The organism is Pseudomonas sp. AC247, assembly GCF_979258015.1.
Window position 1 is genome coordinate 1,766,873 of sequence record NZ_OZ409829.1, and the last position, 23,324, is coordinate 1,790,196.

General features: G+C 60.0%; 22 protein-coding genes and 1 pseudogene. 13 read left to right on the plus strand and 10 right to left on the minus strand.

Going from position 1 to position 23,324, the window contains the following annotated elements; all coding sequences use genetic code 11:
- The first annotated feature begins 14 nt into the window (after positions 1-14).
- The 4 genes and pseudogenes from ACZZ0B_RS08135 (at position 15) to ACZZ0B_RS08150 (ending at position 3,097) form a co-directional block, all read left to right on the plus strand.
- A complete protein-coding gene (locus ACZZ0B_RS08135; RefSeq protein ID WP_008086859.1) occupies positions 15-452 on the plus strand; it encodes a hemerythrin domain-containing protein in 438 nt (145 codons plus the stop codon).
- 223 nt (positions 453-675) lie between these two features.
- Entirely contained in the window at positions 676-1,311 is a 636-nt protein-coding gene (locus ACZZ0B_RS08140) for a lytic polysaccharide monooxygenase auxiliary activity family 9 protein (RefSeq protein WP_463544809.1), read from the plus strand.
- 40 nt (positions 1,312-1,351) lie between these two features.
- Positions 1,352-2,353 (plus strand): annotated as a pseudogene (locus tag ACZZ0B_RS08145) (chitinase); the annotation flags it as partial.
- A 153-nt stretch (positions 2,354-2,506) separates the two neighbouring features.
- Entirely contained in the window at positions 2,507-3,097 is a 591-nt protein-coding gene (locus ACZZ0B_RS08150) for an NUDIX domain-containing protein (protein WP_008086856.1), read from the plus strand.
- Between the two features lie 62 nt (positions 3,098-3,159).
- On the opposite strand, the gene ACZZ0B_RS08155 is transcribed toward ACZZ0B_RS08150, so the two are convergent.
- Positions 3,160-3,672, minus strand: a complete 513-nt coding sequence (locus ACZZ0B_RS08155) for a methylated-DNA--[protein]-cysteine S-methyltransferase (RefSeq protein WP_463544810.1) — start codon at positions 3,670-3,672, stop codon at positions 3,160-3,162.
- 151 nt (positions 3,673-3,823) lie between these two features.
- On the opposite strand from ACZZ0B_RS08155, the gene ggt reads away from it, so the two are divergent.
- From ggt to ACZZ0B_RS08170, 3 genes are all read left to right on the plus strand, one after another.
- A complete protein-coding gene (gene ggt / locus ACZZ0B_RS08160) occupies positions 3,824-5,551 on the plus strand; it encodes a gamma-glutamyltransferase (protein ID WP_463544811.1) in 1,728 nt (575 codons plus the stop codon).
- A gap of 65 nt (positions 5,552-5,616) precedes the next feature.
- Positions 5,617-6,150, plus strand: a complete 534-nt coding sequence (locus tag ACZZ0B_RS08165) for a cysteine hydrolase family protein (RefSeq protein ID WP_463544812.1) — start codon at positions 5,617-5,619, stop codon at positions 6,148-6,150.
- A 160-nt stretch (positions 6,151-6,310) separates the two neighbouring features.
- The gene (locus ACZZ0B_RS08170; protein WP_463544813.1) at positions 6,311-7,321 is read left to right on the plus strand and encodes a lysozyme inhibitor LprI family protein; all 1,011 of its coding nucleotides are present in this window, start codon (positions 6,311-6,313) and stop codon (positions 7,319-7,321) included.
- A gap of 86 nt (positions 7,322-7,407) precedes the next feature.
- Here the strand turns inward: ACZZ0B_RS08170 and ACZZ0B_RS08175 are convergent, their stop codons facing one another.
- On the minus strand, positions 7,408-8,052 hold the full coding sequence (locus ACZZ0B_RS08175; protein WP_008086848.1) for a TetR/AcrR family transcriptional regulator: 645 nt from the start codon (positions 8,050-8,052) through the stop codon (positions 7,408-7,410).
- Between the two features lie 142 nt (positions 8,053-8,194).
- On the opposite strand from ACZZ0B_RS08175, the gene ACZZ0B_RS08180 reads away from it, so the two are divergent.
- Positions 8,195-8,653 (plus strand): GNAT family N-acetyltransferase, encoded by a 459-nt coding sequence (locus tag ACZZ0B_RS08180; RefSeq protein WP_463544814.1) that lies wholly within the window; start codon positions 8,195-8,197, stop codon positions 8,651-8,653.
- Here ACZZ0B_RS08180 and ACZZ0B_RS08185 read toward each other — a convergent pair.
- Positions 8,591-8,953 (minus strand): DUF7693 family protein, encoded by a 363-nt coding sequence (locus tag ACZZ0B_RS08185; RefSeq protein WP_463544815.1) that lies wholly within the window; start codon positions 8,951-8,953, stop codon positions 8,591-8,593. The two genes, ACZZ0B_RS08180 and ACZZ0B_RS08185, sit on opposite strands and share 63 nt — an antisense overlap.
- Before the next feature lie 159 nt (positions 8,954-9,112).
- Here ACZZ0B_RS08185 and ACZZ0B_RS08190 point away from each other — a divergent pair, with 159 nt between their 5' ends.
- Positions 9,113-10,558, plus strand: a complete 1,446-nt coding sequence (locus tag ACZZ0B_RS08190; RefSeq protein WP_463544816.1) for a SulP family inorganic anion transporter — start codon at positions 9,113-9,115, stop codon at positions 10,556-10,558.
- A 12-nt stretch (positions 10,559-10,570) separates the two neighbouring features.
- Here ACZZ0B_RS08190 and ACZZ0B_RS08195 read toward each other — a convergent pair whose 3' ends face one another.
- Positions 10,571-12,754, minus strand: coding sequence for a GAF domain-containing hybrid sensor histidine kinase/response regulator (locus tag ACZZ0B_RS08195; RefSeq protein ID WP_463544817.1), 2,184 nt, complete (start codon positions 12,752-12,754; stop codon positions 10,571-10,573).
- A gap of 425 nt (positions 12,755-13,179) precedes the next feature.
- Entirely contained in the window at positions 13,180-13,698 is a 519-nt protein-coding gene (locus ACZZ0B_RS08200; protein ID WP_008086843.1) for a carboxymuconolactone decarboxylase family protein, read from the minus strand.
- A gap of 132 nt (positions 13,699-13,830) precedes the next feature.
- Here ACZZ0B_RS08200 and ACZZ0B_RS08205 point away from each other — a divergent pair, with 132 nt between their 5' ends.
- On the plus strand, positions 13,831-14,664 hold the full coding sequence (locus ACZZ0B_RS08205; protein WP_463544818.1) for a cupin domain-containing protein: 834 nt from the start codon (positions 13,831-13,833) through the stop codon (positions 14,662-14,664).
- Between the two features lie 195 nt (positions 14,665-14,859).
- On the plus strand, positions 14,860-15,669 hold the full coding sequence (locus ACZZ0B_RS08210) for a hypothetical protein (protein ID WP_463544819.1): 810 nt from the start codon (positions 14,860-14,862) through the stop codon (positions 15,667-15,669).
- 21 nt (positions 15,670-15,690) lie between these two features.
- Here the strand turns inward: ACZZ0B_RS08210 and ACZZ0B_RS08215 are convergent, their stop codons facing one another.
- Together ACZZ0B_RS08215 and ACZZ0B_RS08220 are read right to left on the minus strand one after the other, a co-directional pair.
- Entirely contained in the window at positions 15,691-16,248 is a 558-nt protein-coding gene (locus ACZZ0B_RS08215; protein ID WP_463544820.1) for a hypothetical protein, read from the minus strand.
- A 123-nt stretch (positions 16,249-16,371) separates the two neighbouring features.
- Complete coding sequence (locus ACZZ0B_RS08220) at positions 16,372-17,265, minus strand: DMT family transporter (protein ID WP_463544821.1); 894 nt, start codon at positions 17,263-17,265, stop codon at positions 16,372-16,374.
- Positions 17,266-17,356: 91 nt separating this feature from the next.
- Here ACZZ0B_RS08220 and ACZZ0B_RS08225 point away from each other — a divergent pair, with 91 nt between their 5' ends.
- Positions 17,357-18,688: an aminotransferase-like domain-containing protein gene (locus ACZZ0B_RS08225; RefSeq protein WP_463544822.1), complete on the plus strand. Its 1,332-nt coding sequence runs from the start codon at positions 17,357-17,359 to the stop codon at positions 18,686-18,688.
- 87 nt (positions 18,689-18,775) lie between these two features.
- Complete coding sequence (locus ACZZ0B_RS08230) at positions 18,776-19,159, plus strand: c-type cytochrome (protein WP_008086835.1); 384 nt, start codon at positions 18,776-18,778, stop codon at positions 19,157-19,159.
- Positions 19,160-19,251: 92 nt separating this feature from the next.
- On the opposite strand, the gene ACZZ0B_RS08235 is transcribed toward ACZZ0B_RS08230, so the two are convergent.
- The 3 genes from ACZZ0B_RS08235 to ACZZ0B_RS08245 all read right to left on the minus strand — a co-directional run bounded on the left by ACZZ0B_RS08235 (position 19,252) and on the right by ACZZ0B_RS08245 (position 23,208).
- The gene (locus ACZZ0B_RS08235) at positions 19,252-20,733 is read right to left on the minus strand and encodes a DUF1254 domain-containing protein (protein WP_463544823.1); all 1,482 of its coding nucleotides are present in this window, start codon (positions 20,731-20,733) and stop codon (positions 19,252-19,254) included.
- Between the two features lie 18 nt (positions 20,734-20,751).
- The gene (locus tag ACZZ0B_RS08240) at positions 20,752-22,227 is read right to left on the minus strand and encodes a DUF1254 domain-containing protein (protein WP_463544824.1); all 1,476 of its coding nucleotides are present in this window, start codon (positions 22,225-22,227) and stop codon (positions 20,752-20,754) included.
- Between the two features lie 93 nt (positions 22,228-22,320).
- On the minus strand, positions 22,321-23,208 hold the full coding sequence (locus ACZZ0B_RS08245) for a LysR substrate-binding domain-containing protein (protein ID WP_463544825.1): 888 nt from the start codon (positions 23,206-23,208) through the stop codon (positions 22,321-22,323).
- Positions 23,209-23,324 lie beyond the last annotated feature (116 nt).

Consider the following 23,324-nt stretch of genomic DNA (forward strand, 5'->3'; position numbering starts at 1 on the left):
GATGAGGACATCCCATGAATATTTTCGAAGCCCTTCGCGAAAGCCATGACCGCCAGCGCAGCTACGCCAAAGCCCTGATCAAGACCAGTGGCGATACGCCGGAACGCGTGGAGGCCTACAAACAACTGAAGGCTGAACTGCAAGCCCACGAAACTGCGGAAGAACGGCATTTCTATATCCCGTTGATGGAGTTCGACAACGGTGTCGACCTCAGCCGCCACGCGATTTCCGAGCACCATGAAATGGACGAGATGATGGAAGAACTCGACGAGACCGAGATGTCCAGCCCGGCATGGCTCGCGACCGCGAAGAAGCTCTCGGACAAAGTCCATCACCACCTCAAGGAAGAAGAGCAGAAGTTCTTCCAGATGGCTGGCAAATTGCTCAACGAGAAGCAGAAAGAACAGCTCGCCGGGCAATACGAAAAAGAGTTCCAGGCACAATTGTCCTAAACCGCTGACTGCAGGTTTTCGTCGTCTCGACGTGTACGCCTTTGGCTACGCGTCGAGTGCGATGCCTCACAATGTACTGTTTATATATCCAGTGTTTTCGGGTTTTTGCCAACGGTGTGCGCTCTGGCTGCGACAAAAGCGCCGATGGACAAAAAAACCACCTCCGTTAGGTTGAAGGCCTCTCCTCGGAAGGGAGAGTTCTTAAATCAACGGAGTGAAAAACATGAATCAAGTACAAGCACAAACCCAACTGAAACACGGTCGAGTGACCTCCCCGGCGAGCCGCGGTGCGGTCGCCATCGAGCAAGGATTGCTCGGCGCCTGGCAGGTAAACGAAATGGAAGGTGGCAAGAACTTCCCGGCGCTGGTGGCCGGTCCGTTTCCTGCGCCATATCGGACCGACTCGGCCAGCGTTGCACCACCGGCTGACGGCTACATCCTCAGCGGCGGCAAGGCGGATGCCCGCGATTGCGTGAACTTCACCGACGAGGAAATGAGCAAGAAGCTCGGTCGCCCGTTCACCTGGCCGCTGCTCAATGTCACCCCGGGGCAGGCCCTGGAGATCAAATGGGAATACACCGCGCCGCATACCACGCGCGGCTATCGTTGGTTGATCACCAAGGACGGCTGGGACCCGAAACAACGCATCACCCGTGCGCAACTGGAAGCCCAACCGTTCTTCGAGGATTTCTACACCCAGGTGCCGTATTACAGCTATCCCAACGAGCTGAAGGCCAAGGTCAATCACGCGGTGAAACTGCCGGACGACAAAAAGGGCCGTCACGTCATCGTGCTGATGTGGATCGTTGCCAACACTGGCAATGCCTTCTATCAGGCCTTCGACGTCGACTTCAAATAAATCGGCGACACCCCATTCACACGTTCTGAAGGATTAGAACATGTCAAAAATCGACTTCTCTTTGATGCAGAATCCGACGAGCGATGCAGCCTCGTTGATGCCGAGCATTGCCGGCAAAAAGATTCTGATGGGCTTCTGGCACAACTGGCCGGCGGGGCCGAGTGACGGCTACCGTCAGGGGCGCTTCGCGAGCCTCTCGCTGGAAGAGGTGCCCAAGGAGTACAACGTGGTCGCGGTGGCGTTCATGAAAGGCAGCGGCATTCCGACCTTCAAGCCATTCAACGTGTCCGACGCCGAGTTCCGCCGGCAGGTCGCTGTCCTCAACAGTCAGGGGCGGGCGGTGTTGATCTCCCTCGGTGGCGCCGATGCGCACATCGAGCTGCGCGCCGGTCAGGAACAACCGCTGGCCAATGAAATCATCCGTCTGGTGGAAACCTACGGCTTCGACGGGCTGGACATCGATCTTGAACAGAGCGCGATTGACTTCGCTGCCAACAAGACCGTTCTGCCAGCGGCACTGAAACTGGTCAAGGATCACTACGCCGGTCAGGGCAAGCACTTCATCATCAGCATGGCCCCGGAGTTTCCGTACCTGACCAGCGCCGGCAAATACGTCGGTTACTTGCAGGCGCTGGAGGGTTACTACGATTTCATCGCCCCGCAGTTTTATAACCAGGGCGGTGACGGGGTCTGGGTGCCGGAGGCCAACAACGGCGCAGGCGCGTGGATCGCGCAGAACAATGATGCGCTGAAGGAGGATTTCCTCTATTACCTGACCGAAAGTCTGGTGACCGGAACCCGTGGTTTCATCAGGATCCCGCCGGACAAGTTTGTCATCGGTCTGCCGGCCAACGTCGATGCGGCGGCCACCGGTTACGTCATCGACAAAACCGTGGTGGGCAACGCGCTCAAACGCCTGGCCATCAAGGGTTATCCGATCAAGGGCCTGATGACCTGGTCGGTGAACTGGGATAACGGCGCGAGCAAGGATCATGTGCCTTACAACTGGGAATTCAGCCGGCGTTATGGGCCGCTGATTCACGGCGCTCGTTCACTCGGGCAGGACCACGATCAAACGCTGGCGAACACCGCACGTTAGCTGCAAGTGAAAAAGCCCGGTAGCGCTGCCGGGCTTTTTTTGTGCGCGCGATTATTCGACTATGGCGGCCTAGTGATGAAAAAAGGATCAGGCGTCATGTCCAAAACCGCTGAGCGGGTCAACATTGTCGACACTCAGGTGCTGTCCCACGACTGGTATCTGCTGAAGAAAATCACCTTTGACTATCAACGCAACAACGGCGATTGGCAGCGCCAGACCCGGGAAGTCTACGACCGCGGCAATGGCGCGGCGATTCTGCTGTTCAATCGCGAGAAGCGCAGCGTGGTGCTGACCCGGCAATTCCGCCTGCCGGTGTTCGTCAACGGCCATGACGGCCTGTTGATCGAAGTGGCGGCGGGCTTGCTTGAAGGTGAAGCGCCGGAACAACGGATTCGTGGTGAGGCGGAAGAAGAAACCGGCTATCGCGTCAGCGACGTGAAAAAGGTGTTCGAGGCTTACATGAGCCCAGGCTCGGTGACCGAGAAACTGCACTTTTTCATTGCCGAGTACGACGCAGCGTCGAAAGTCAGTGAGGGTGGCGGCCTGGAGGAAGAAACCGAAGAGCTGGAGGTGCTGGAGTGGTCTTTCGATGAGGCGCTGGCAGCGTTCCAGCGTGGCGAAATCTGCGACGCCAAGACCATTATGCTGTTGCAGTACGCAGCGATGAATAACCTGTTTTCCCGATAACAAAGATCGCAGCCTGCACTAATTCCCCTGTAGGAGCTGCCGCAGGCTGCGATCTTTTGATCTTAAAACCCTTCAAAACGCCCAGTCCCTGGCCCTTGCCCACCCTCCAGCGTCAGCAACCGTTCTTTCGCCTCCAGCCCCCCGGCAAACCCGGTCAGCTTCCCCGACGCACCAATCACCCGATGGCACGGCGCCACAATGGAGATCGGATTGCGTCCGTTCGCGGCGCCCACTGCCCGCACGGCCGTGGGATTGCCAATCTGCTCGGCGATCTGGCCATAGGTGCGCGTTTCACCAAACGGGATGGTCAGTAACGCCGCCCAGACCTGTTGCTGAAACGCTGTGCCGGCAAAGTCCAGTTCAAGTTCGAAGCGATCCCGCGTGCCGGCAAAATATTCTTCAAGTTGCCGAGCGGTTTTGATCAGGATCGGGTTGTCCGGTGCTGCGCTCATCGGGCCGAGGCGCACCCGGTTCGGTTTGTCGTTTTCCCAGAGGATGGCCGCCAGTCGTGAACCATTCGCGACCAGCTTCAGTTCGCCGACCGGCGAGGGCAGGGTAATGAACGTGTAAGACATGGCAACGGGCTCCGGATCAGTACGGCAACAGCGCTCAGCATACTGCCTGATCAGGGAGGCGCAAACCGCAAAGCCGACCATACTGCTTGTTGCCCTTGAAGCGTTCCCCTCTGTTTTGCACAGACCCTAAAACAAAAAAAGAGATCGACTCATGAAGTACGAACCTTTGGCCAAATCGCTGATAGCGACCTCACTGGCACTCAGCTGTCTGATGGCTCACGCCGCCTCCGTCGCACCGGTCGCCGCCGAAAACGGCATGGTGGTCACCGCACAACATCTGGCCACCCATGTCGGTGTCGACGTTTTGAAAAACGGCGGTAACGCGGTGGATGCGGCGGTTGCCGTCGGCTATGCGCTGGCGGTGGTTTATCCCGCAGCCGGCAACCTTGGTGGCGGCGGTTTCATGACCATCCAGCTGACGGATGGGCGCAAGACCTTCCTCGATTTCCGCGAAAAAGCCCCGTTGGCGGCGACGGCCAACATGTACCTCGACAAAGAAGGCAACGTCGTTCCCGACCTCAGCACCCGTGGCCACCTGGCCGTTGGCGTGCCGGGTACCGTGTCCGGTATGGAGCTGGCGCTGAGCAAGTACGGCACCAAACCGCGCAAGGACATGATTGCCCCGGCGATCAAGCTGGCTGAAGACGGCTTCGAACTGGAGCAGGGCGACGTCGAGTTGCTGGAGTACGCCACCGACGTATTCAAGAAGGACATGCGCGATTCCGGCTCGATCTTCCTGCACAACGGCGAGCCGATGCAGGTCGGGCAAAAACTGGTGCAGAAGGACCTCGGCAAGACCCTGCGGACCATTTCCGAAAAAGGTGCCGACGGCTTCTATAAAGGCTGGGTCGCCGACGCTATCGTCACCTCCAGCCAGGCCAACAAAGGCATCATCACCCAGGCCGACCTCGACAAATACAAGACCCGTGAACTGGCCCCGGTGGAGTGTGATTACCGTGGTTACCACGTGGTCTCGGCGCCACCGCCAAGCTCCGGCGGTGTGGTGATCTGCCAGATCATGAATATCCTCGAGGGTTATCCGATGAAGGACCTGGGCTTCCATTCGGCCCAGGGCATGCACTATCAGATCGAAGCGATGCGCCACGCCTACGTCGATCGCAACAGCTACCTCGGCGATCCGGACTTCGTGAAAAACCCGATCGAGCACCTGCTCGACAAGAACTACGCGACCAAGCTGCGCGACGCGATTCAGCCGCAAAAGGCTGGCGTCTCGGCGGAACTGAAACCCGGCACGGCACCACATGAAGGCAGCAACACCACGCACTATTCGATCGTCGACAAGTGGGGCAATGCGGTTTCGGTCACCTACACCCTCAATGACTGGTTCGGCGCGGGCGTGATGGCGAGCAAGACCGGGGTGATTCTCAACGACGAAATGGACGACTTCACCTCCAAGGTCGGCGTGCCGAACATGTACGGCCTGGTGCAGGGCGAAGCCAACGCCATCGCGCCGGGCAAGGCACCGCTGTCGTCGATGAGCCCGACCATCGTTACCAAGGACGGCAAAGTGGTGATGGTAGTGGGGACGCCTGGCGGCAGCCGGATCATCACCGCGACTTTGCTGACCATGCTCAACGTCATCGACTACGGCATGGGCCTGCAGGAAGCGGTCGACGCGCCGCGTTTCCACCAGCAGTGGATGCCGGAGGAAACCAACCTCGAAGACTTCGCCGCCAGCCCCGACACGAAGAAAATCCTCGAGAGCTGGGGCCACAAGTTCGCCGGACCGCAGGATGCCAACCACATCGCCGCGATTCTGGTCGGGGCGCCGTCGCTGGGCGGTAAACCGGTCGGCAAAAACCGCTTCTACGGCGCCAACGATCCACGGCGCAATACCGGGTTGTCACTGGGTTACTGAGGGCGTAAAAAAGGTGCGGGCTCAGGCCCGCACCTGTCTCAAGGATTGATCAAGGAAGGCTCATCATGACCACCGCATTACTGATCATCGACGTTCAACGCGCGCTCTGCGCGGGCGAATACCAGTGCCATGACATCCATCGTGTGATCGATACCATCAACCCGCTCAGCCGCCGCGCGCGCGCGGCGGGCGTGCCTGTCGTGTTGATCCAGCACGAAGAAGCCGACAGCCCGTTAGCCCATGGCGCTGAAGGCTGGCAACTGGCTGAAGCGTTGCAAACCGCCAGCCAAGACCTGCGCGTGCGCAAGACCACGGCGGATGCGTTTTATCAGACGGACTTGCGCAAACTGCTGCCGAGCGAGGATTTCGAGCGTCTGGTGATTTGCGGCCTGCAAACCGATTACTGCGTCAACGCCACCGTGCGCCAGGCGCATCAGCTCGGTTACGACGTGGTGCTCGTCGCCGACGCGCACTCCACCGTCGACAACGGCAACATGAGCGCTGAAGACATCATCGCCGAACATAACAAAGACCTCGCCCACCTGACGGGTTCCGTCGCCCGCATCGACGTCAAACCCGCCGCTACCATCACCTTCTGACCACAACCCCCTCAGGAGCAAAGCTTGCTCGCGAAAGCGCCCGCCCAGCCACCCAAAAGGCCGGCAGTGGCACCGCCTTCGCGAGCAAGCTTTGCTCCTGCGAGGATTTTCGGTGGCCGCACTGGCATACTGCGCGCCGTCCGAAGAATGGAATCTATCGATGTTCGCCTTGACCCTTCGTCATGCCCTGGCGCTGACAGCCCTCGCGTTTGCCTCCAGTGTCCACGCCGCCAGTTTCGATTGCGCCAGCGCCGCCAGCAAAGTGGAAAAAGCCATTTGTGCCGATGCCGATCTTTCGCGGCTCGATGAGCAGCTCGCAGAGCGTTGGCGCACGACGCTCGCCAACGTCCCCGACCCCAAGGCGCTCAAGACCGATCAACGCCAATGGCTGAAAAATCGCAACGGCTGTGGCGACCTGACGGCCTGCTTGCGCCGCCAGTATCTGATGCGCCTGGCCGAACTCGAACATGCCACGCAACCCTTCAGTTGGGACGCGACCTGGCAACTCATTCCACCCAGCACGACAACGTCGGCGACCGCGACCACCCAGCGCCGTGACGCCACGCACGTTTTCATCAGCATAGAGGCGGGTGAGGGTGGTAACTCCGGCGATATTGAAGGCGTCGCCACGCTCAAGGACGGCATAGCGATTTACGCGGAAGACGAATGCACCCTGTTGCTCACGCCGATCAACGGCGTGCTGGACATTTCGCACGCGGGCGCTGGCGGCTATTGCAGCGCCGGGATGGGCGTGTATTACACCGGCCGCTTTATCGCTTCGGAGCAGCCGTTGACCCTGGATTACGACATGCTCAGCCTGGGCCTGGCGCGCACGCCTGCCGAAAACCAGGCCTTGCACGCGCTGCTTGAAGACGATTACCAATGGGCGGTGGGCACGTCGGGGTCATTGATGACCGCGCAACCTTCATCCGACGTGCCGGACAGTCAGGTCACCGAAATGTGGATGCGCGGTCTGGGCGGGACCGGCGTCATCATGCGTGCCAGCGGCGCGCGCTTCTGGGTGCTGCTGGTGACATACGAGGGTGGCAAGTCGCGCCCGCGCTATTACACCAACGTGCCGAAATGGAAAACCCGGTTGCCTGTAGCTTTGCAGGCCTGGCATGAACGCATGAAAAACAACCTCGATCTGCCTATCGAATTCATGCCCTGACGCAACCCTCTGTGGCTGCACAACCCCTGTGGTGAGGGGATTCATCCCCGACGGGCTGCACAGCAGCCCTCAACCCCCCACACAACTCAAGTCGCAAACAACACCCCGCGAATCTCCCCGACCCGTGGCGCGACCACCACACCCTCCAGCACCATCCGCGTAATCGTTTCCGCCGCCGTCTGATAATCCTCATCCTGCGGTTCGGCGCGCCCGGTGATGCAGCCCATCTGCCAGCCAATATTCGTGTAAGTGCGCGTCGCCGACCAGATGAACAGCATCAAATGCTCCGGGTCCACCGGTGCCAACAGACCACGCTCGATCCAGCTGCGCAGGCACTCGACATTGCGCCGCGCTTCAGCGTGCAGCAGGTCGCGACACTCGTCGGGCAACTGCCGGCCACCCAGCAGCAACTCGCCACTGAACACCTTGGCAATCGCCGGATGCTCACGGGCAATCCGGATTCGCGCCGCGACGTAGGCGCGCAGCCCGATCAGCGGATCGTCACTTTCGCGCAGCACCGCCGAGGCTTCCAGCAACGGTTCGACGAACCCCAGCAGCACTTTGCTGTAGAGGTTTTCCTTGGTCTGGAAGTAGTAATACAGATTCGCCTTGGGCACCCCGGCGCGGGCGGCGATGTCGCGGGTCTGGGTGGCGTCGAAGCCATTGGCGGCGAATTCTTCGCTGGCGGCGGCAAGGATCAACTGCTCGTTGCGGACTCTTATGGCGCTCATGGAAATACGGAATAAATGGACGGCATGGCAAGGTTCTGGCGATTTCGGTTTCGTAATATACAAAACTATATAGCGGTGAAGCCAGCAGACTCGACGCACAGCGCTATGCTGGATCGATGATTGGAGCGATCGAGGAAGGGCCATGACGATTCAGGTAGTGCGCGCCAACACGCCACAGCTGGACGCGGTTGCGCAGTTGTTCGACGCTTATCGGGGCTTTTACCAGCAGCCCTCCAACCTCGGGCAATCGCGTGCATTCATCGCCGAGCGCATGGCGGGCAACGAGTCGGCGATTTTTCTGGCTGAGGACGAAGAGGCAGAGGCGCTGGGTTTCGTGCAGCTGTATCCGACGTTTTCATCCATCGACGCTCACCGCACCTGGCTGCTCAGCGACTTGTTCACGGCGCCGACTGCCCGTGGTCGCGGCGTCGGCCGATTGCTGATGAACACGGCGCGCGACTTTGCCTTGCAGACCGGCGCCAAAGGCCTGGTGCTGGAAACCGCCATCGACAACTTCACTGCACAGCGTTTGTACGAGTCACTCGGGTATGTGCGCGACAGCGGTTACTACACCTACCTTCTCGACTTGCGTCAGGGCTGACAGGCAATCCGCCAACAACCGTTCGATCTGCGCCAGTTCCCAGGTACTGAGCAAACTCACCGGATCGGTGCCGTAACGCTGCCAGTTATCCAGCGCGCCCTCCTGTCCGTCGCCGCTGCGGGCCTGTTCACAGTGATGCAGTCGCCCACCCTCAAAATCCAGCAGCAGGCGCCAACCCTCGATTTCGACCGCGACCAACCCACTCGCGGCAGGTGGCTCGCAGACCTTGAACGGCAATACGCCCAGTGTCGCGTCGCGCAGGCGCTGGCACACTTCGCGCGCGCTTAGAAAAGATGACATGGTCGAACTCAACGCATACACAGGTGCGCCAGCATAAAGCCCGAGTCGACAAGTGTCAGCGATCACTGGCCCGATCCCGGACAATTCCGTAACATCCGCAACCCTCTTTTCCCCCGAACACCGGCGACCGAGCTCCTCGGCCGCTCAGTCAGGTATGCCATGAAACCGATTCGTCTGCGCGCCGATGTCCTGGCCGGACTCACCACCTCGTTTGCCCTGTTGCCCGAATGCATTGCGTTCGCGCTGGTGGCGCACCTCAATCCGCTGATGGGCCTGTATGGCGCGTTCATCATTTGTACGCTGACCGCGCTGTTCGGCGGCCGGCCGGGCATGGTCTCCGGTGCGGCCGGTTCGATGGCTGTGGTGATTGTTGCGCTGGTGGTGCAGCAGGGCGTGCAGTATCTGCTGGCGACGGTGTTGCTCGGCGGCCTGATCATGATGGCGTTCGGACTGTTGCGCCTGGGCAAACTGGTGCGCATGGTGCCGCACTCGGTGATGCTCGGCTTCGTCAACGGCCTGGCGATCATTATTGCGCTGGCGCAGCTGGAACATTTCAAAAGCGCTGAAGAGTGGCTCAGCGGCACGCCGTTGTACCTGATGGCAGGCCTGGTGGCGCTGACCATGGCCATCGTCTACATCCTGCCGCGCCTGACCAAAGCCGTGCCGCCAGCGCTGGTGGCGATTCTTGGCGTTGGCCTGCTGGTCTACCTGTTCGGCCTGCCGACCCGCACCCTCGGCGACATGGCGCACATTGCCGGCGGCCTGCCGACGTTCGCACTGCCCGATATCCCGTGGAAACTCGACACCCTGCGCATCATCGCCCCGTACGCGATCCTGATGGCGCTGGTCGGTCTGCTGGAAACGCTGCTGACGCTGAACCTCACCGATGAAATCACCGAAACCCGTGGCTACCCGGACCGCGAATGTGTGGCGCTCGGCGCAGCCAACATGGTCTCCGGCGCGTTCGGCGGCATGGGCGGTTGCGCGATGATCGGCCAGACCGTGATCAACCTCAGCTCCGGCGGGCGCGGGCGCTTGTCCGGCGTGGTCGCGGGCGTGCTGATTCTGTTGTTCATCCTGTTCCTGTCGCCGCTGATCGAGCGGATTCCACTGGCGGCGCTGGTCGGCGTGATGTTTGTGGTGTCGCAGCAGACCTTCGCCTGGGCGTCGTTGCGGGTGATCAACAAAGTGCCGCTCAACGATGTGCTGGTGATCATCGCCGTGACCACCATCACCGTGTTCACCGATCTGGCCACCGCTGTGCTGTGCGGCATCATCATTGCGGCGCTGAACTTCGCCTGGCAGCAGGCGCGCGAGCTGTACGCCGATGAGCATGTCGAAGCCGACGGCAGCAAACTCTATCGCCTGCACGGCACTCTGTTTTTCGCCTCGACCACGCCGTTTCTCAATCAGTTCGATCCGGCCAATGACCCGGCCCACGTGACTCTCGATTGCCGGCATCTGAGCTTTGTCGATTACTCGGCGATCGCCGCACTGAAAACCCTGCGTGAGCGCTACGCCAAGGCTGGCAAGCACTTGCAGGTGTTTCATCTCTCGGAACGCTGCAAGAAACTGCTCAAGCGTGCCGGTGTCGCCCACGACTGAAGCCTGCGTCGATCAGCCCCAGGTCCTGGCAAGAATGCGCGAGACCTGCTCGGCCGAATACGGTTTGGCGAGAAATTCGAAACCGTCGTAACCGCTGCGCGCCAACTCCTCGCTGTAACCCGACGTGAGGATCACCGGCAGATCCGCGCGTCGGCGGCGCAGCTCCCGGGCCAGCGCAATGCCGCTGATGCCCGGCATGACCACATCGGAAAACACCGCGTCGAACGCCATCGCGTCCGTTCCGGCCAGTTGCAGGGCTTGCTCGGCGTTGGTCGCCCAAGCTGTTTCGTAACCCAGATCCTGAAGGATCTGATTGGCAAAGCGGCCGACGTCCAGATTGTCCTCGACCACCAGCACCCGGCGTTTGGCGTGCACCGGTGGCGCTTCGCCCGGGTCTGCCAGTTCGGTCGATGCCCGCGCCGCCGCGCTTTCCACTTGCGGCAGGTACAAGGCGAAGACCGTGCCCTGGCCTGGCACGCTGGACACATCGACGTTGCCGCCCGACTGTTTGGCAAACCCGAACACCTGTGAGAGTCCCAGGCCGGTGCCTTTGCCGACAGCCTTGGTGGTGAAGAACGGCTCGAAAATATGCTCGAGGGTTTTCGCGTCGATCCCCGAGCCGTTGTCGGTCAGCGTGATCGCCACAAACGCACTCTGCGACCCCGCATGGCCGCGAATCACTGGCAATGGCAGATCACCTTGCAGACGCAGTTTGAGTAAACCCTGGCCCTCCATCGCATCACGGGCATTCAACGCGATGTTGATCAGCGCCGTTTCGAACTGGCTCAGGTCGACGTGGATGTAGCAGGGTTGATCGGGCAGTTCGACGCTGACATGGATCTGCGCCCCGGTGACGGATTCGAGCATCTCGCCGATGTTCGCCAGACGCTCACCGGCATCGATAATCTGTGGGTTCAACGGCTGGCGCCGGGCGAAGGCGAGCAACTGACTGGTGAGTTTGGCGGCACGCTCGACCGTGTCCGACATCGCGCGCATGTAGCGTTGGCGACGTTCTTCCGACAGGTTGGGCAAGCGTAAAAAGTCCACCGATGAGCGAATGATCGTCAGCAGGTTGTTGAAGTCGTGGGCGACGCCGCCAGTGAGCTGGCCGATGGCTTCGAGCTTTTGCGACTGGCGCAATGCCGACTCGGCGTGAGCGAGGCGCACGCTGCGCTCCTCGACACGTTGCTCCAGTGTGGCGTTCAACTCCGCCAATGCCGTCAGGCCCGCGCGCACATCGGCGTCGGCGCGCACGCGTTCGATGTGCGCCCAGCAGCGCTCGGTCACTTCGCTCAACAACGCCTGTTCAAAGGGCGACCAGGCCCGTGCGACTTTGTCGTGAATGGCCATCAAAGCGGTCAGCCGACCTTGTTTGATCAACGGCACACAAATGGTCGCGGTAATGCCGATGTCCTGAAATGTCGCCGATTCTTGCGGTGGCAATTCGGCGCGGTTGTCGTGGATGATCAGCGGTTTGCCGGCCCGCAGCAGAGTCACCGCCTTCTCGCCGAAGTCGCGCAACTGGTAATGGCCGACGATGCTCGGCGAGCCCGGCGCGGCCCAGTCGCCGCGAATGGTGAAGCCGTCTTCATCGGCATCCATGTCGGCGTACGCGCAGTTGGACAAGTGCAATTGCTCGACCATCAACCGCGTGCTCGCGGCGAGAATCGCTGGTGCTTCAGTAGCATTGGCGACGGCGTTGCCGAGGGCGTCGAGCACCGCCAGGCGCTGGTTGAGAAACACCGTCTGGGTGGTTTCGGTGACGGTGTCGAGCAGGCCGACGACCGTGCCCTGCGGGTCGCGAATCGGGCTGTAGCAGAAAGTGAAATAGGCCTGTTCCGGGCCATTGCCGCGCTCGACGACCAGCGGAAAATTTTCGATGTAAGTCGCCTGGCCGGCGTATGCCGCCGTGGCGATGGGACTGATTTCGCGCCAGGCTTCTTGCCAGATATGACTGAACGGCCGCCCCAACGCGAGCGGCTTGTCGCCGAGGATCGGCATGAAGGCGTCGTTGTACAGGGTGATCAGCTCAGGCCCCCAGACGATGGCCTGAGGAAAGTGCGAGCCGAGACTGAGCGAGACGGTGGTCTTGAGCACATCGGGCCATTGCTCCAACGGGCCGAGCGGGGTATTCGTCCAGTCGTGCCGTCGAATCAGCTCGGCCATCTCGCTGTTATTTTGCAACCAGTCTGTCATAGGGGGCGTGGCTTTCCTGACGTCAGTATCTGATGAAAGACCCTGGTGCGCGCTGTCGGGTTCAGCGCACCTGCCTGTTGGCGAAGCAGGGCCTTGTACATCATTGCACGATGCGTCGGACAAAACATTTTGTGGTGAGGGGATTTGCCGGTGACGGGGTGTTTCGGGGGGGGCTTGTTCTGGCTTTGAAAGTGGGGGACTGCTGCGCAGTCCATCGGGGATAAATCCCCTCGCCACAGGGGGGGCAGTGTGTTTTTTTTGCATCAGGTTTTTTGTTGGGAGGGAGGAATCTGCGCACCACGCACGATGCGTCAGACTGCACATTTGTGGCGAGGGGATTTATCCCCGTTGGGTTGCGCAGCGACCCTGGCTTTTCATCTCAAAAATCCAAGTCCGCTACACAACGCAGCAGGAGCAAATGCTGATCAGGCGTCGCTTGCCGGGAAATCGATATCGGTGAGTGCCACGTTGTTCAGGTAGTTGGTCAAGGTCTGCACCGCTACCACGGCAATCACTTCGATGATCTTGCGGTCATCGATGCCGGCGGCGCGGGCGGCGGCGATTTGTTCATCGTTCAAGTGCCCGCGGCTTTCCGTCAGTTGATAGGCGAGGGTGGCGTAGGCATTCAATTCGCCCTGTCGTGCCGCAAGAATGTCCTGCGGCGACAGCCCGGCCTTGCCGCCGAACAGGGTGTGTGCAGCCAGGCAATAGTCGCAGCCGTTGACTTGCGAAGTGGCGAGGTACACCGCTTCTTTTTCCTGGGCGCTCAGCGAGCTTTTGCCGAGGATGGCCGAGGCTTGTACGTAAGTATCGAGGGCGACCGGCGCGTTGGCCAGCGTCGCAAACAGGTTCGGCAAAAAGCCGATTTTTTTCTTCACGCCGTCGAGCACAGTGCGGGTGGCGTCGGTGGCGGTGTCGAGGCTGATGGTGTTGATGCGGCTCATGCTGATGCTCCAGGTGTCCGGTGCGATGTGCGCCGGGAATGGAAGCCATGTTAGGCAGCGCAGCTGGTGCATTGGCTGCAAATCGTCGAGGATATGCAACAGATCGTCCAGAGTTGTCCTGCGGAGTCGTCCATGGATCGCCTTTCAACCTTGCTCAGCCATTTCGGTGTGAATGCCGGCACCTTTCACAGCGGCACGTTCTGTGGCGTCAGTGTTCATGATGGCGAGCCGAACGGGCATGTGCATTTATTGCAGGCCGGGGCGTTGTTGCTCAAACCGGGCAATGAGCGCGAGATTCGCCTTGATGAGCCGTCATTGATTTTCTTCCCCCGACCTTTTGCCCATCGAATGTCTGCCGACGACGCCATGGCCACGCAAGTGGTCTGCGCAACGCTGACGTTCGACGGCGGTGCGGGCAATGCGCTGGCGGCGGCGCTGCCGGATTACCTCGTGCTCAAACTCACTGATATTCCCCAGCTCGGCAGCACCGTGGAATGGCTGTTCCAGGAGGCGTTCGACAGTCACTGCGGGCGTTTCGCCGTGATGGATCGGCTGTTCGAGTTGCTGGTGATTCTGCTCCTGCGTCACCTGATCAGCAGCCGCGAACAACAACCGGGAATGATCGCCGGGCTGGCCGATCCGCGTTTGTCCCGTGCCTTGACGCTGATGCATGAACAACCGCAAAAACCGTGGAGCGTCGCCGAGCTGGCGATGGCCGCCAATCTTTCCCGCGCCAGTTTTGCCGAGCAGTTTCGCCGTGTGGTCGGGCAGACGCCGGCCGATTATCTGCTGAGCTGGCGGGTCAGCCTCGCGCAAAAGCGCTTGCGCGAGGGCCGGCCAATTGCGCTGATTGCCGCCGAGGTCGGCTATGAAAGCCCGTCGGCGCTGGCCCGTGCTTTTCGCCGCAAGACCGGGCTCAGTCCGCGCGAGTGGAAGGCTGGCTCGCTTGATAAAGACAGCACGTGATGAGGCACCGTCAAATAGGCAGGCAAGTGTAATCTGGCCAAAAAATCAGCAGCAGCGGTAGCAACTTTGACAGGTAGTGGCAATCGGCTAGTCTGCGGTGGAGACCACTGACCTGAGTGCAAAGGAATGCGATCCAGAAACGTGCTGCGGATTAGTTTGATTTCACTCTTCTTTCTGTTCACCAGTGCAGGGTGCATGAATTATCCGTTGCCGGTAAAGGAGCCTTCCCAGAAAGTTGCTTATATAGATTCCACCGGCATTAAACACTTTCTGGACACGCTGCCGGACAAGCTGGATGGTGGTTTGGACCCCGCCCTCGACTATCAGGGCTTGATGCGCAACCTTGAGCTATATGAGGACAGCTATAGAAACACGGCCATCAACTTCAAACGGCAATCCTATGGTTCGGGGGATGCAACCGCTTTAGGTGCTGTCGTCGGAGTGCTCGGTGGTTTGTTTGACAAGTCAGGTGCGATATATGGTGGAGCCGGATTGGCTGCAGGCTCGTCGATTTATTCGCAGCGTTATCAATTTGAGGTTCAATCGGTCAACTATTTCAGGGCGAGTAAAGTGATGCTTTGCCTCAGAACTCGCGTCAATTCCGCATCGGCTTTATCAAGTAACCAGGTCTCGGAAGTTAACCTGATTATTAATAAGGCTCGCGCCAAATTGTTCGACGCTCAATGGGATGTGAAATTAGCAGCCCCTGATGTAGATGCGCTGAAAGCTGCCCTCGCCAGAACCCGCCAAAGTGAAACGCAAACGCTGGACAAACAGCAAAAAGTCGACCAGGCCCGGGCGACAGAAAGGTCTCTCAAGGGAGCAGCAACTAGCAATGCTATGCAACGCGCGCAAGTTTCGGGGCGAGCCACAGCTCAACAAATTAAGCTGATGGAAGCGTACGACAGGGCAGTGGCGGTTGTTGAATTCAGTCAACGACAGCTGGCAGAAGCCAGCTTCGATGAGCTGAAAGCCAAACTGGAGGAATGTGTCGAATCTTTTTAGTGATTTGGTTTGTGGGCAGGTTTACGCGAGGAAACTCAGAAACTCCTGCATCGCAGCCTTGCTCAAGTACGGGTTGATTTTGTTGTGTTTGACTGGCCCATGATGGTCAACGGTATATCTCAGAAGACGGGCGCAATACTCGATCGCAAAACGATGATTGGTTTTTGTCGTGCTGATAAATTGCTCGCAACTGCTGTCACCTGCCGTGTCGAGCAACAGTTGACGCAAGCTGGGATCGAATTTCATTGAGTTACCGGAACATTGGAAAATTCCGGCCTCTTCTGTACACGGAAGGTTCGAGTCGGGATTTGTTGTGTCTCGTCCCTCGGTCCAACGCCAACTGCTTTCGAACCCGCCCAATACGCGAAGCGCTTCAAGCATGGCGGCCTTGCGTTGCTTGAGATCGACAAAGGGACCGAGCGTTTGAGAAATATTCGAGTAGATGTCGTGGTTAGCGTTTTCTTCAAATATCTCCTCTTGCGCTGTCAGCGCCCAATCAATGAGTTCGTTCAGAAACGGATCCGGGGCGCGTCCCCGGTTTTTCACTTCGGATTTGCAATCAATGAATGTTCTGCTCATTCCATTGCTCCTTGCGCGTACAGCCTGGAAAGGTCCGTGGATAAAGAGATGCGAGTTAATAACGATTGAAATATAGACCTTGAGTCTAGGAGAGCAACCTTGAAAGGACCCGATTTTTCTTTACTAATGGGAAAATTTCTTCGCCCCCGCCACACACAGAATCACCCCCAGGGTCACCGCCAGCATGCCGACGCTGACGTGTTCGTGCAGCAGCGTCGCCGCCAGCGCCAAACCGAAAAACGGTTGCAACAACTGCAACTGACCGACGGCGGCGATGCCACCTTGCGCCAGGCCGCGATACCAGAACACAAAGCCGATCAGCATGCTGAACAGCGAGACATACGCCAGGCACAGCCACGCCGACAGGCTGACCTGGCTGAACGAGGCGGGCGCCAGCCACAGACTCAGCAACGCCATCAGCGGCAACGACAGCACCAACGCCCAGCAGATCACCTGCCAGCCACCGAGGGTTCGCGACAGTTTGGCGCCTTCGGCGTAACCGAGGCCGCAGGCGACGATGGCAGCGAGCATCAGCAGATCGCCGGTGGGTGAAGCGGTCAACCCTTGTGACAGCGCAAAACCCACGACCAGCGCACTGCCCAGAATCGAGAAAATCCAGAACACCGGGCGCGGCCGCTCACCGCCGCGCAGCACTCCGAAAATCGCCGTGGCCAGTGGCAGCAATCCGACAAACACAATCGAATGCGCCGACGTCACGTGTTGCAGCGCCAATGCGGTCAGCAACGGAAAACCGAGCACCACGCCCATCGCCACAATGAACAGTGACAGCCACTGATTGCGCGCCGGCCGTCGTTCACGAAACAGCCACAACAAGGCCAGTGCCAACACCCCGGCAATGGCGGCGCGTACAACGGTGAGAAACACCGGATCGAACTCCAGCACCGCCAGCCGTGTGGCGGGCAGTGAACCGCTGAAAATGACTACGCCGATAAAGCCGTTGATCCAGCCGCTGGTTTTTTCCAAGGCCGGGTTGCTCAGGTTCGAGGTTCGTTCCATGTCGGGTCGCGCTCAAAAGTGGGGTTGCCTTGGGTGAATCCTATGATCGAGAATCAGCACAATCAAAAAATTGTCATGGATACATCCCGGCATGCCGCGCTCTCGCTACAAGACCATCGTTGATACGTATGCGGCGGACATCCGTTCCGGGCGCCTGGCCCCCGGCACGCGGCTGCCGACGCATCGACAACTGGCGGTGCAAGCAGGCCTCGCATTGGTCACGGCGACCCGCGTCTACGCGGAGCTTGAGGCAATGGGGCTGGTCAGCGGCGAAACCGGGCGCGGCACGTTTGTGCGCGAAACGTCGTTGTCACCAGGGCAGGGCATTGACCAGAAAGACGTGGCCGTCGGCATGATCGACCTCAATTTCAACTATCCGTCGCTGCCCGGTCAGGCGGATCTGCTGCGCACGGCCTTGCGCCAATTAGCCTTGTCCGGTGATCTCGAAGCCTTGTTGCGTTATCAGCCCCACGCCGGGCGCAGCCACGAGCGCGCTTCGGTGGCGCGGCATCTGTCGGCACGCGGTGTAAACGTCGAGTCCGAGCAAGTGCTGATCGTCAACGGCGCCCAGCAAGGCCTGGCCGTGACGCTGATGGCGCTGCTCAAACCGGGCGATGTGATTGCGGCGGACGCGCTGACCTATTCCGGCTTCAAAGTGTTGGCCGAAGCGCTGCATCTGGAAGTGGTGGCGATCCCGGTCAGTGAGCACGGGCCAGATCTCGCCGCCCTCGAAAAGCTCTGCCGCAGCCGTTCGGTGCGCGCTGTGTACAGCATGCCGACGCTGCACAATCCGCTGGGCTGGGTGATGCCGCTGGAGCAGCGCGAGCAATTGGTGGCGATTGCCCGTCGGCATGACCTGACGATCATCGAAGACGCGGCCTACGCGTTTCTGGTGCAAAACCCACCCCGCCCGCTGGTGGAGATGGCGCCGGAGCGCACGGTGTACGTTTGCGGCCTGTCGAAAAACATCGCCACCGGTTTGCGTGTCGGGTTCATCGCGGCGCCGGCGCAGACGGTGCCGGCGCTGGAGCGCATCATCCGCGCCACGACCTGGAACACCCCCGGGATCATGACCGCGATTGCGTGTGGCTGGCTCGATGACGGCACGGTCGCCGTGCTTGAGCAACAAAAGCGCTGTGACGCACAGGCGCGGCAAGCCTTGGCAGCCGAGATGTTGAAGGGCCTGCCGTACATAACCCATCCGGCTTCGTATTTCCTCTGGTTGCCGCTGCCGGAAGACGTACGCGCCGATCAGATTGTCGTGGAGTTGATGCACGAACAGATTTCCGTCACCACCGCCGAACCGTTCTCGGTGTCGACGCATGTGCCGCACGCGATTCGTCTGGCATTGGGTTCGGTGAGCCTGGAGGTTTTGCGCGAGGCGTTGATCACGGTCAGAAAGGTCATCGGCGCCTACCTGTAAAACCCGATCCTTGGGGGAGGGCGCAAGCCTCCTCGCCACAAAGTGCTACCCTTGCGCCGCCCGAATTATGCCGATCCGGAAATCCAGATGAAAAACCGCGCTTCATTGATCCTCGCCCTGATCCTCGGTGCAGGTCTGTTCACCACCACTGCTCAGGCCGCAGGCGACCCCGAGGCCGGGGCAAAAATCTTCCCGCGTCTGTGCGGTGGCTGCCATCAGGTTGGCGAGTCGGCGCGTCCGGGCTTCGGCCCGCAACTCAACGGCATTGTCGGCCGACCTGCCGGGACATCGGCCAACTACGTGTATTCCGATGCGATGAAAAACTCGGGCGTGACCTGGGACGATGAAACGTTAAGGGCGTACCTGAAAGACCCGAAAGGTGTGGTGCCAGGCACGCGGATGATCTTCTGGGGCCTGAGCGACGAAGAGAAACTCGACAACCTGCTGGCCTACCTGCAAACCTTCAAGTAATCCCTGTAGGCGCTGCCGAAGGCTGCGATCTGTTGATCTTGCCTGTAAAAACAACATCAACAGATCGCAGCGCTGCAGCAGCGCTCACCGGTTTATTGCTGGTGCAAATCGCCCGGTTTCCACGCCTTGTCGAAGAACGCCTTGGTCGGCCCGTACAAGCGCAGGATCACAAAGAAACCTTGCCCCGGCAGGGTTTTGATCCAGTTCTTGCCGGCGCCCGGTGATTGCGGACCGAAGTGCACGTCAATCGAACCGTCGGCATTGGTCACGGGTTTGTCCATGGTGTTCAGCGACGGGAACGGCTGGCCGTTGTCCAGACCAGACGCCGTGATCGAGTCATACGCGGTGACCGACCAGAACAACGCCGCCGGAATGCCTTTGGGCAGGTTGAACGTGTAGTGGTTGCTGCCGGAGAGAAACTCGCCTTGCGCATCGACGAACGTGGCCGGGTATTTGGCGCCGACGTTTTCCATGTTCACCGCCATGCCCGGGCTGGCCGAATAGGCGTTGGTGAAGAAGCCTGTCCGTGGATCGATGTAGTTGAAGGTGTCGGCTGTGAAGGTTGCATTGCCGGGGAACACGTTCAGCCACTTGCGATCCGGGTACCAGGTGCCGTTGGCGACGATGGTTTGTGGCGTGTAAGAGATGGCGTGGCCGATCTTGCTCGCGGTTTTCGCCGCGCTGTCGAGCAGTTCGCGGGTCGCCGCGTCCGGGTGGAACGGCTGACCCTTGATGATGCCCAGCGCCGCGAGCATGCCGCGCATCTCCATGTCCTGCGGGTCGACGTATTCGTGATCGATAAACCGCGCAAGCATGTCGAACGCGCTGCCGTCGGTGGGGTAAAGCATGTTGACCGGGGTTTTCGAAGCATTGGGAAACTGCATTGCTTTGGCGCTGGCCTGTTTGCCCAACGGATAGATGCGCGTCTGCTCCATGACCGTGACCGGCGCCTCAAGCTGTTGCGGATCCTTGAAGAAGCCGCGCCAGAATACGAACACGCCATAGGTGCGTGAACGATAGGTCAGATAGCCGGTTGGCACGTCACCCTTGTAGTCCGGCGGCAGCACCAGATATTTCGCCCCTTTGCCTTTGTCTGGCCCCGGCAGGCCGACGTCACCGCACCATTGGCGCCCCTCGATGTGGCCTTCGGAGCAGATCGGCCGTTGGAAAAAATCGTCGAGAATGCCCTGCAAACCCGGTGGCACTTCGATCACCATCGGCCCGTCCTGCTTCAGGTCCAGATAGCCCATGGCGTAGATCACATCGGAGTTGGGCGTGGTCACGCGGGTCTTGGCGTTGAGCCGATCCTTCCAGATCGGCAATACGTTGTACCCGGCACCGAAGGCTTTTTCCGAACCCTCTTTCATGGCGTACATGTTCAGTGCCGGCAGCGCCCAGATGTACGATTGCACGGCGCGCTGGAACAGCAGTTCATTCTTCAGTCGGGCGACGCCCTCAAGGGTCGGATAACCCCCGGCGAAAGGCAGCTCAGCCAGTTGCTGATAATGCGTGGCGGCTTGCGCGCTGAGGCTGATCGAGGCGGCCAGGCTCAGAGCCTTGATAATACTGTTCATGCGACATCCTTGTTCAGGTCAGTTGTTTTTCACAACGGCAGGTGGCACCCATTGCCCGTTCAGTGCTGCCGCTTCTGGCCAGTACGCGCGGATGTACAAGGAGAAATCGGCGCCCTTGGGGGCGGGCAGCCAGTTGCTTTCCTTGTCCTTGCCCGGCGAATCGCTTTGCACGTAGATCGTCAGTGAGCCGTCGGCGTTGGCTTGCAGCGCCTTGTTCTTGGTGCCGATCGAGTAGCGCTTGAGCGCGTTCGGCGAGAAGAAGTGCTGTTCGTTGTACAGCGTCAGCGACCAGAAACCCTTGACCGGTGGCAGCTGACCTTTGGCGAAGGTCACGCTGTAGCCATTCTGGCCATTGAGGCGAGTGCCGGACTTGTCGAGATCCTGATAGAAGTACTTGGTCTCTTTCTGTTGGTTGACGAAAATGTTTGATCGCGCCACGGCGGTTCGGCTGAAGTAGTCCGTGCCGAAGGCGGCGCCATTGCTGACGGTGCTCCAGTGATCAGGTAAGGGCAGGCCGTAGTTGCGAAATTGCAGCAGTGGATCGATCACCTCACTGTCGGCCTTTTTAGCTTCGTCGATCATCGCTGCCTTGAGCTGCGGATCGGCTTTGGCAATCGCGCTGAGTGCGGCCATTTGCGCGTAGCGTGCTTCCTCGCCCGGCAGCGGTTTGGCGTCGTTGAGCAGGGCTGGCAGTTCATCGAAGAACTTTTCCGGCATCACCCATTTGGTCTCACCACTGCCAGCCGCCTGTGCCGGGAATTTCGGCAACTTTGCCCAGTCGCGATGTTTGACCTTGCCGTCGTATTGCGACAGCGGATACATGTCGACGCCGGACAGCGAAGCCTGAATCGCGGAGCGGTCAGCGGCGCTGTCGTCCTGAAAGACGCGGGGAATGACAAAACCGGTGTTTGTGCGTGCGCGGAAGACTTTGTTGATGCCGGCCGGCACCTCGCCCTTCCAGTCCGGGCCTGCCAGCAAGTAGAAACCGGGTTGGGTGTCATACATTTTGCCGAGTTCGGCAAAACTGTCGGAGCGCAGATCCACCACTTGGTAGACCCAGAAGCGGCTGCCGAAATCGGGCACCTGCAGCACCACCGGCTCGAGATCCAGAGCAATGCTGCCCGCACCGTAGACCACATCCTGATTCGGGCAAGCCACGAGGCGCTCGGCCGGGTCGATGTAGTCGCTGAGCATTGCCAGTCGATTGATCGGCGCCACCGGCACAATTCCGCCCATCAAGCCCGGCTCGGGAAGGTCCTTGAATGCCTGGCGACGGTTGAAAATATTGGCCATCGGCCAACCCCAGAAGTACGCCTCGCGCGCCATCATGCGCACATAGGGTTCGGTGACCCTGGTGCCGGCGACGGGGCCGGCAACGTTACTGATGGTGCTGGTTTCGCTGGCGTAAAGCGGCGTTGCGAGCAAAGCGCTGGCGGTCAGGGCGGCGGCAAATGTCAGGGCAAACAGGCCCTGACGAGGGCGGGCTTGGTTCATAAAGCATCCTTACTTGGGGGCCCACCCGGAGAGGGTGAACCGCAGAAAAGATAGCTGAAGTTTCGACCGGCGCAGGGCCTCGCATTGCACGCATCAATCTGCCGCGTGTTCGACCTGATCGGCAAACCATTGCATGACCCCGGCAAACGCCGGATGCGAGGCCGCTGAAGGCTGCGGGCACAGCGAATAAACCCCGCCGGTCTTCAAAGGCTCGCCAAACGGCACCACCAATACCCCGCGCTCGATCGACTCCGCCGCCAGCGTCATGTCCGTCACGGCCACACCCAATCCTCGCGCCGCCGCATCCAGTGCCAGCTCATCGAGGTTGAACGGAATGTGCCGGTAATCCTCCAGCGGTTTGCCCTCATTGGCCGCCAGCCATTCGATCCATGCCTGGCGATCGGCCGAGCGGTGCAGCAACGCAAAGCGCTGCAACTCGTCGATCGAGCGCGGTGCGTGCGCGAGGTTGGGTGAACACACCGGCACCAGCGTTTCCTCGAACAGCGTCAGGCAATCGATAGCGCTGCTCGGCTGCGGCAGATAAACAATGTAGGCATCGCTGTCGCTCGCCGGCTCAACCACTTCAGTGGCAACGGTTTCAATCGCCAGCGACACCTCGGGGTGGCGCAGGTAAAAGTCGCTGAGCCTGGGCAGCAGCCAGCGCACCGCCAGCGACACATGCAGGCGGATGCGGAAGGGGCGCTTTTGTGGGGCGAGACGTTCTTCGAGGGTTTGCAATTGTTCGAGGATGCTGCGGGCGCTGGCCAACACCTGCTCGCCCTCCGGCGTCAGGCGCAAGCTGCGGCTGGTGCGGATGAACAGCGCGACCTTGAAGTGGCTTTCCAGTTGCTGGATCTGTCGGCTTATCGCGCTTTGGGTCAGACACAGCTTTTGCGCAGCCGAGGTGAAGCTGCCACAGCGGGCAACTTCGACCAGCGCTTGCAGGGCTTGCAAGGAAGGGGCGTGACGAATTTTATCCATGCGTTTTCAGAATGGCTCGATGATTTTATAGCGTTGGTCGGTCAGGCCAAGACCTAATAGATTCTAGCTTTGGCGACGATCTTCTCAAGTGGTGCATGCGGTTCACGCATGCTCGA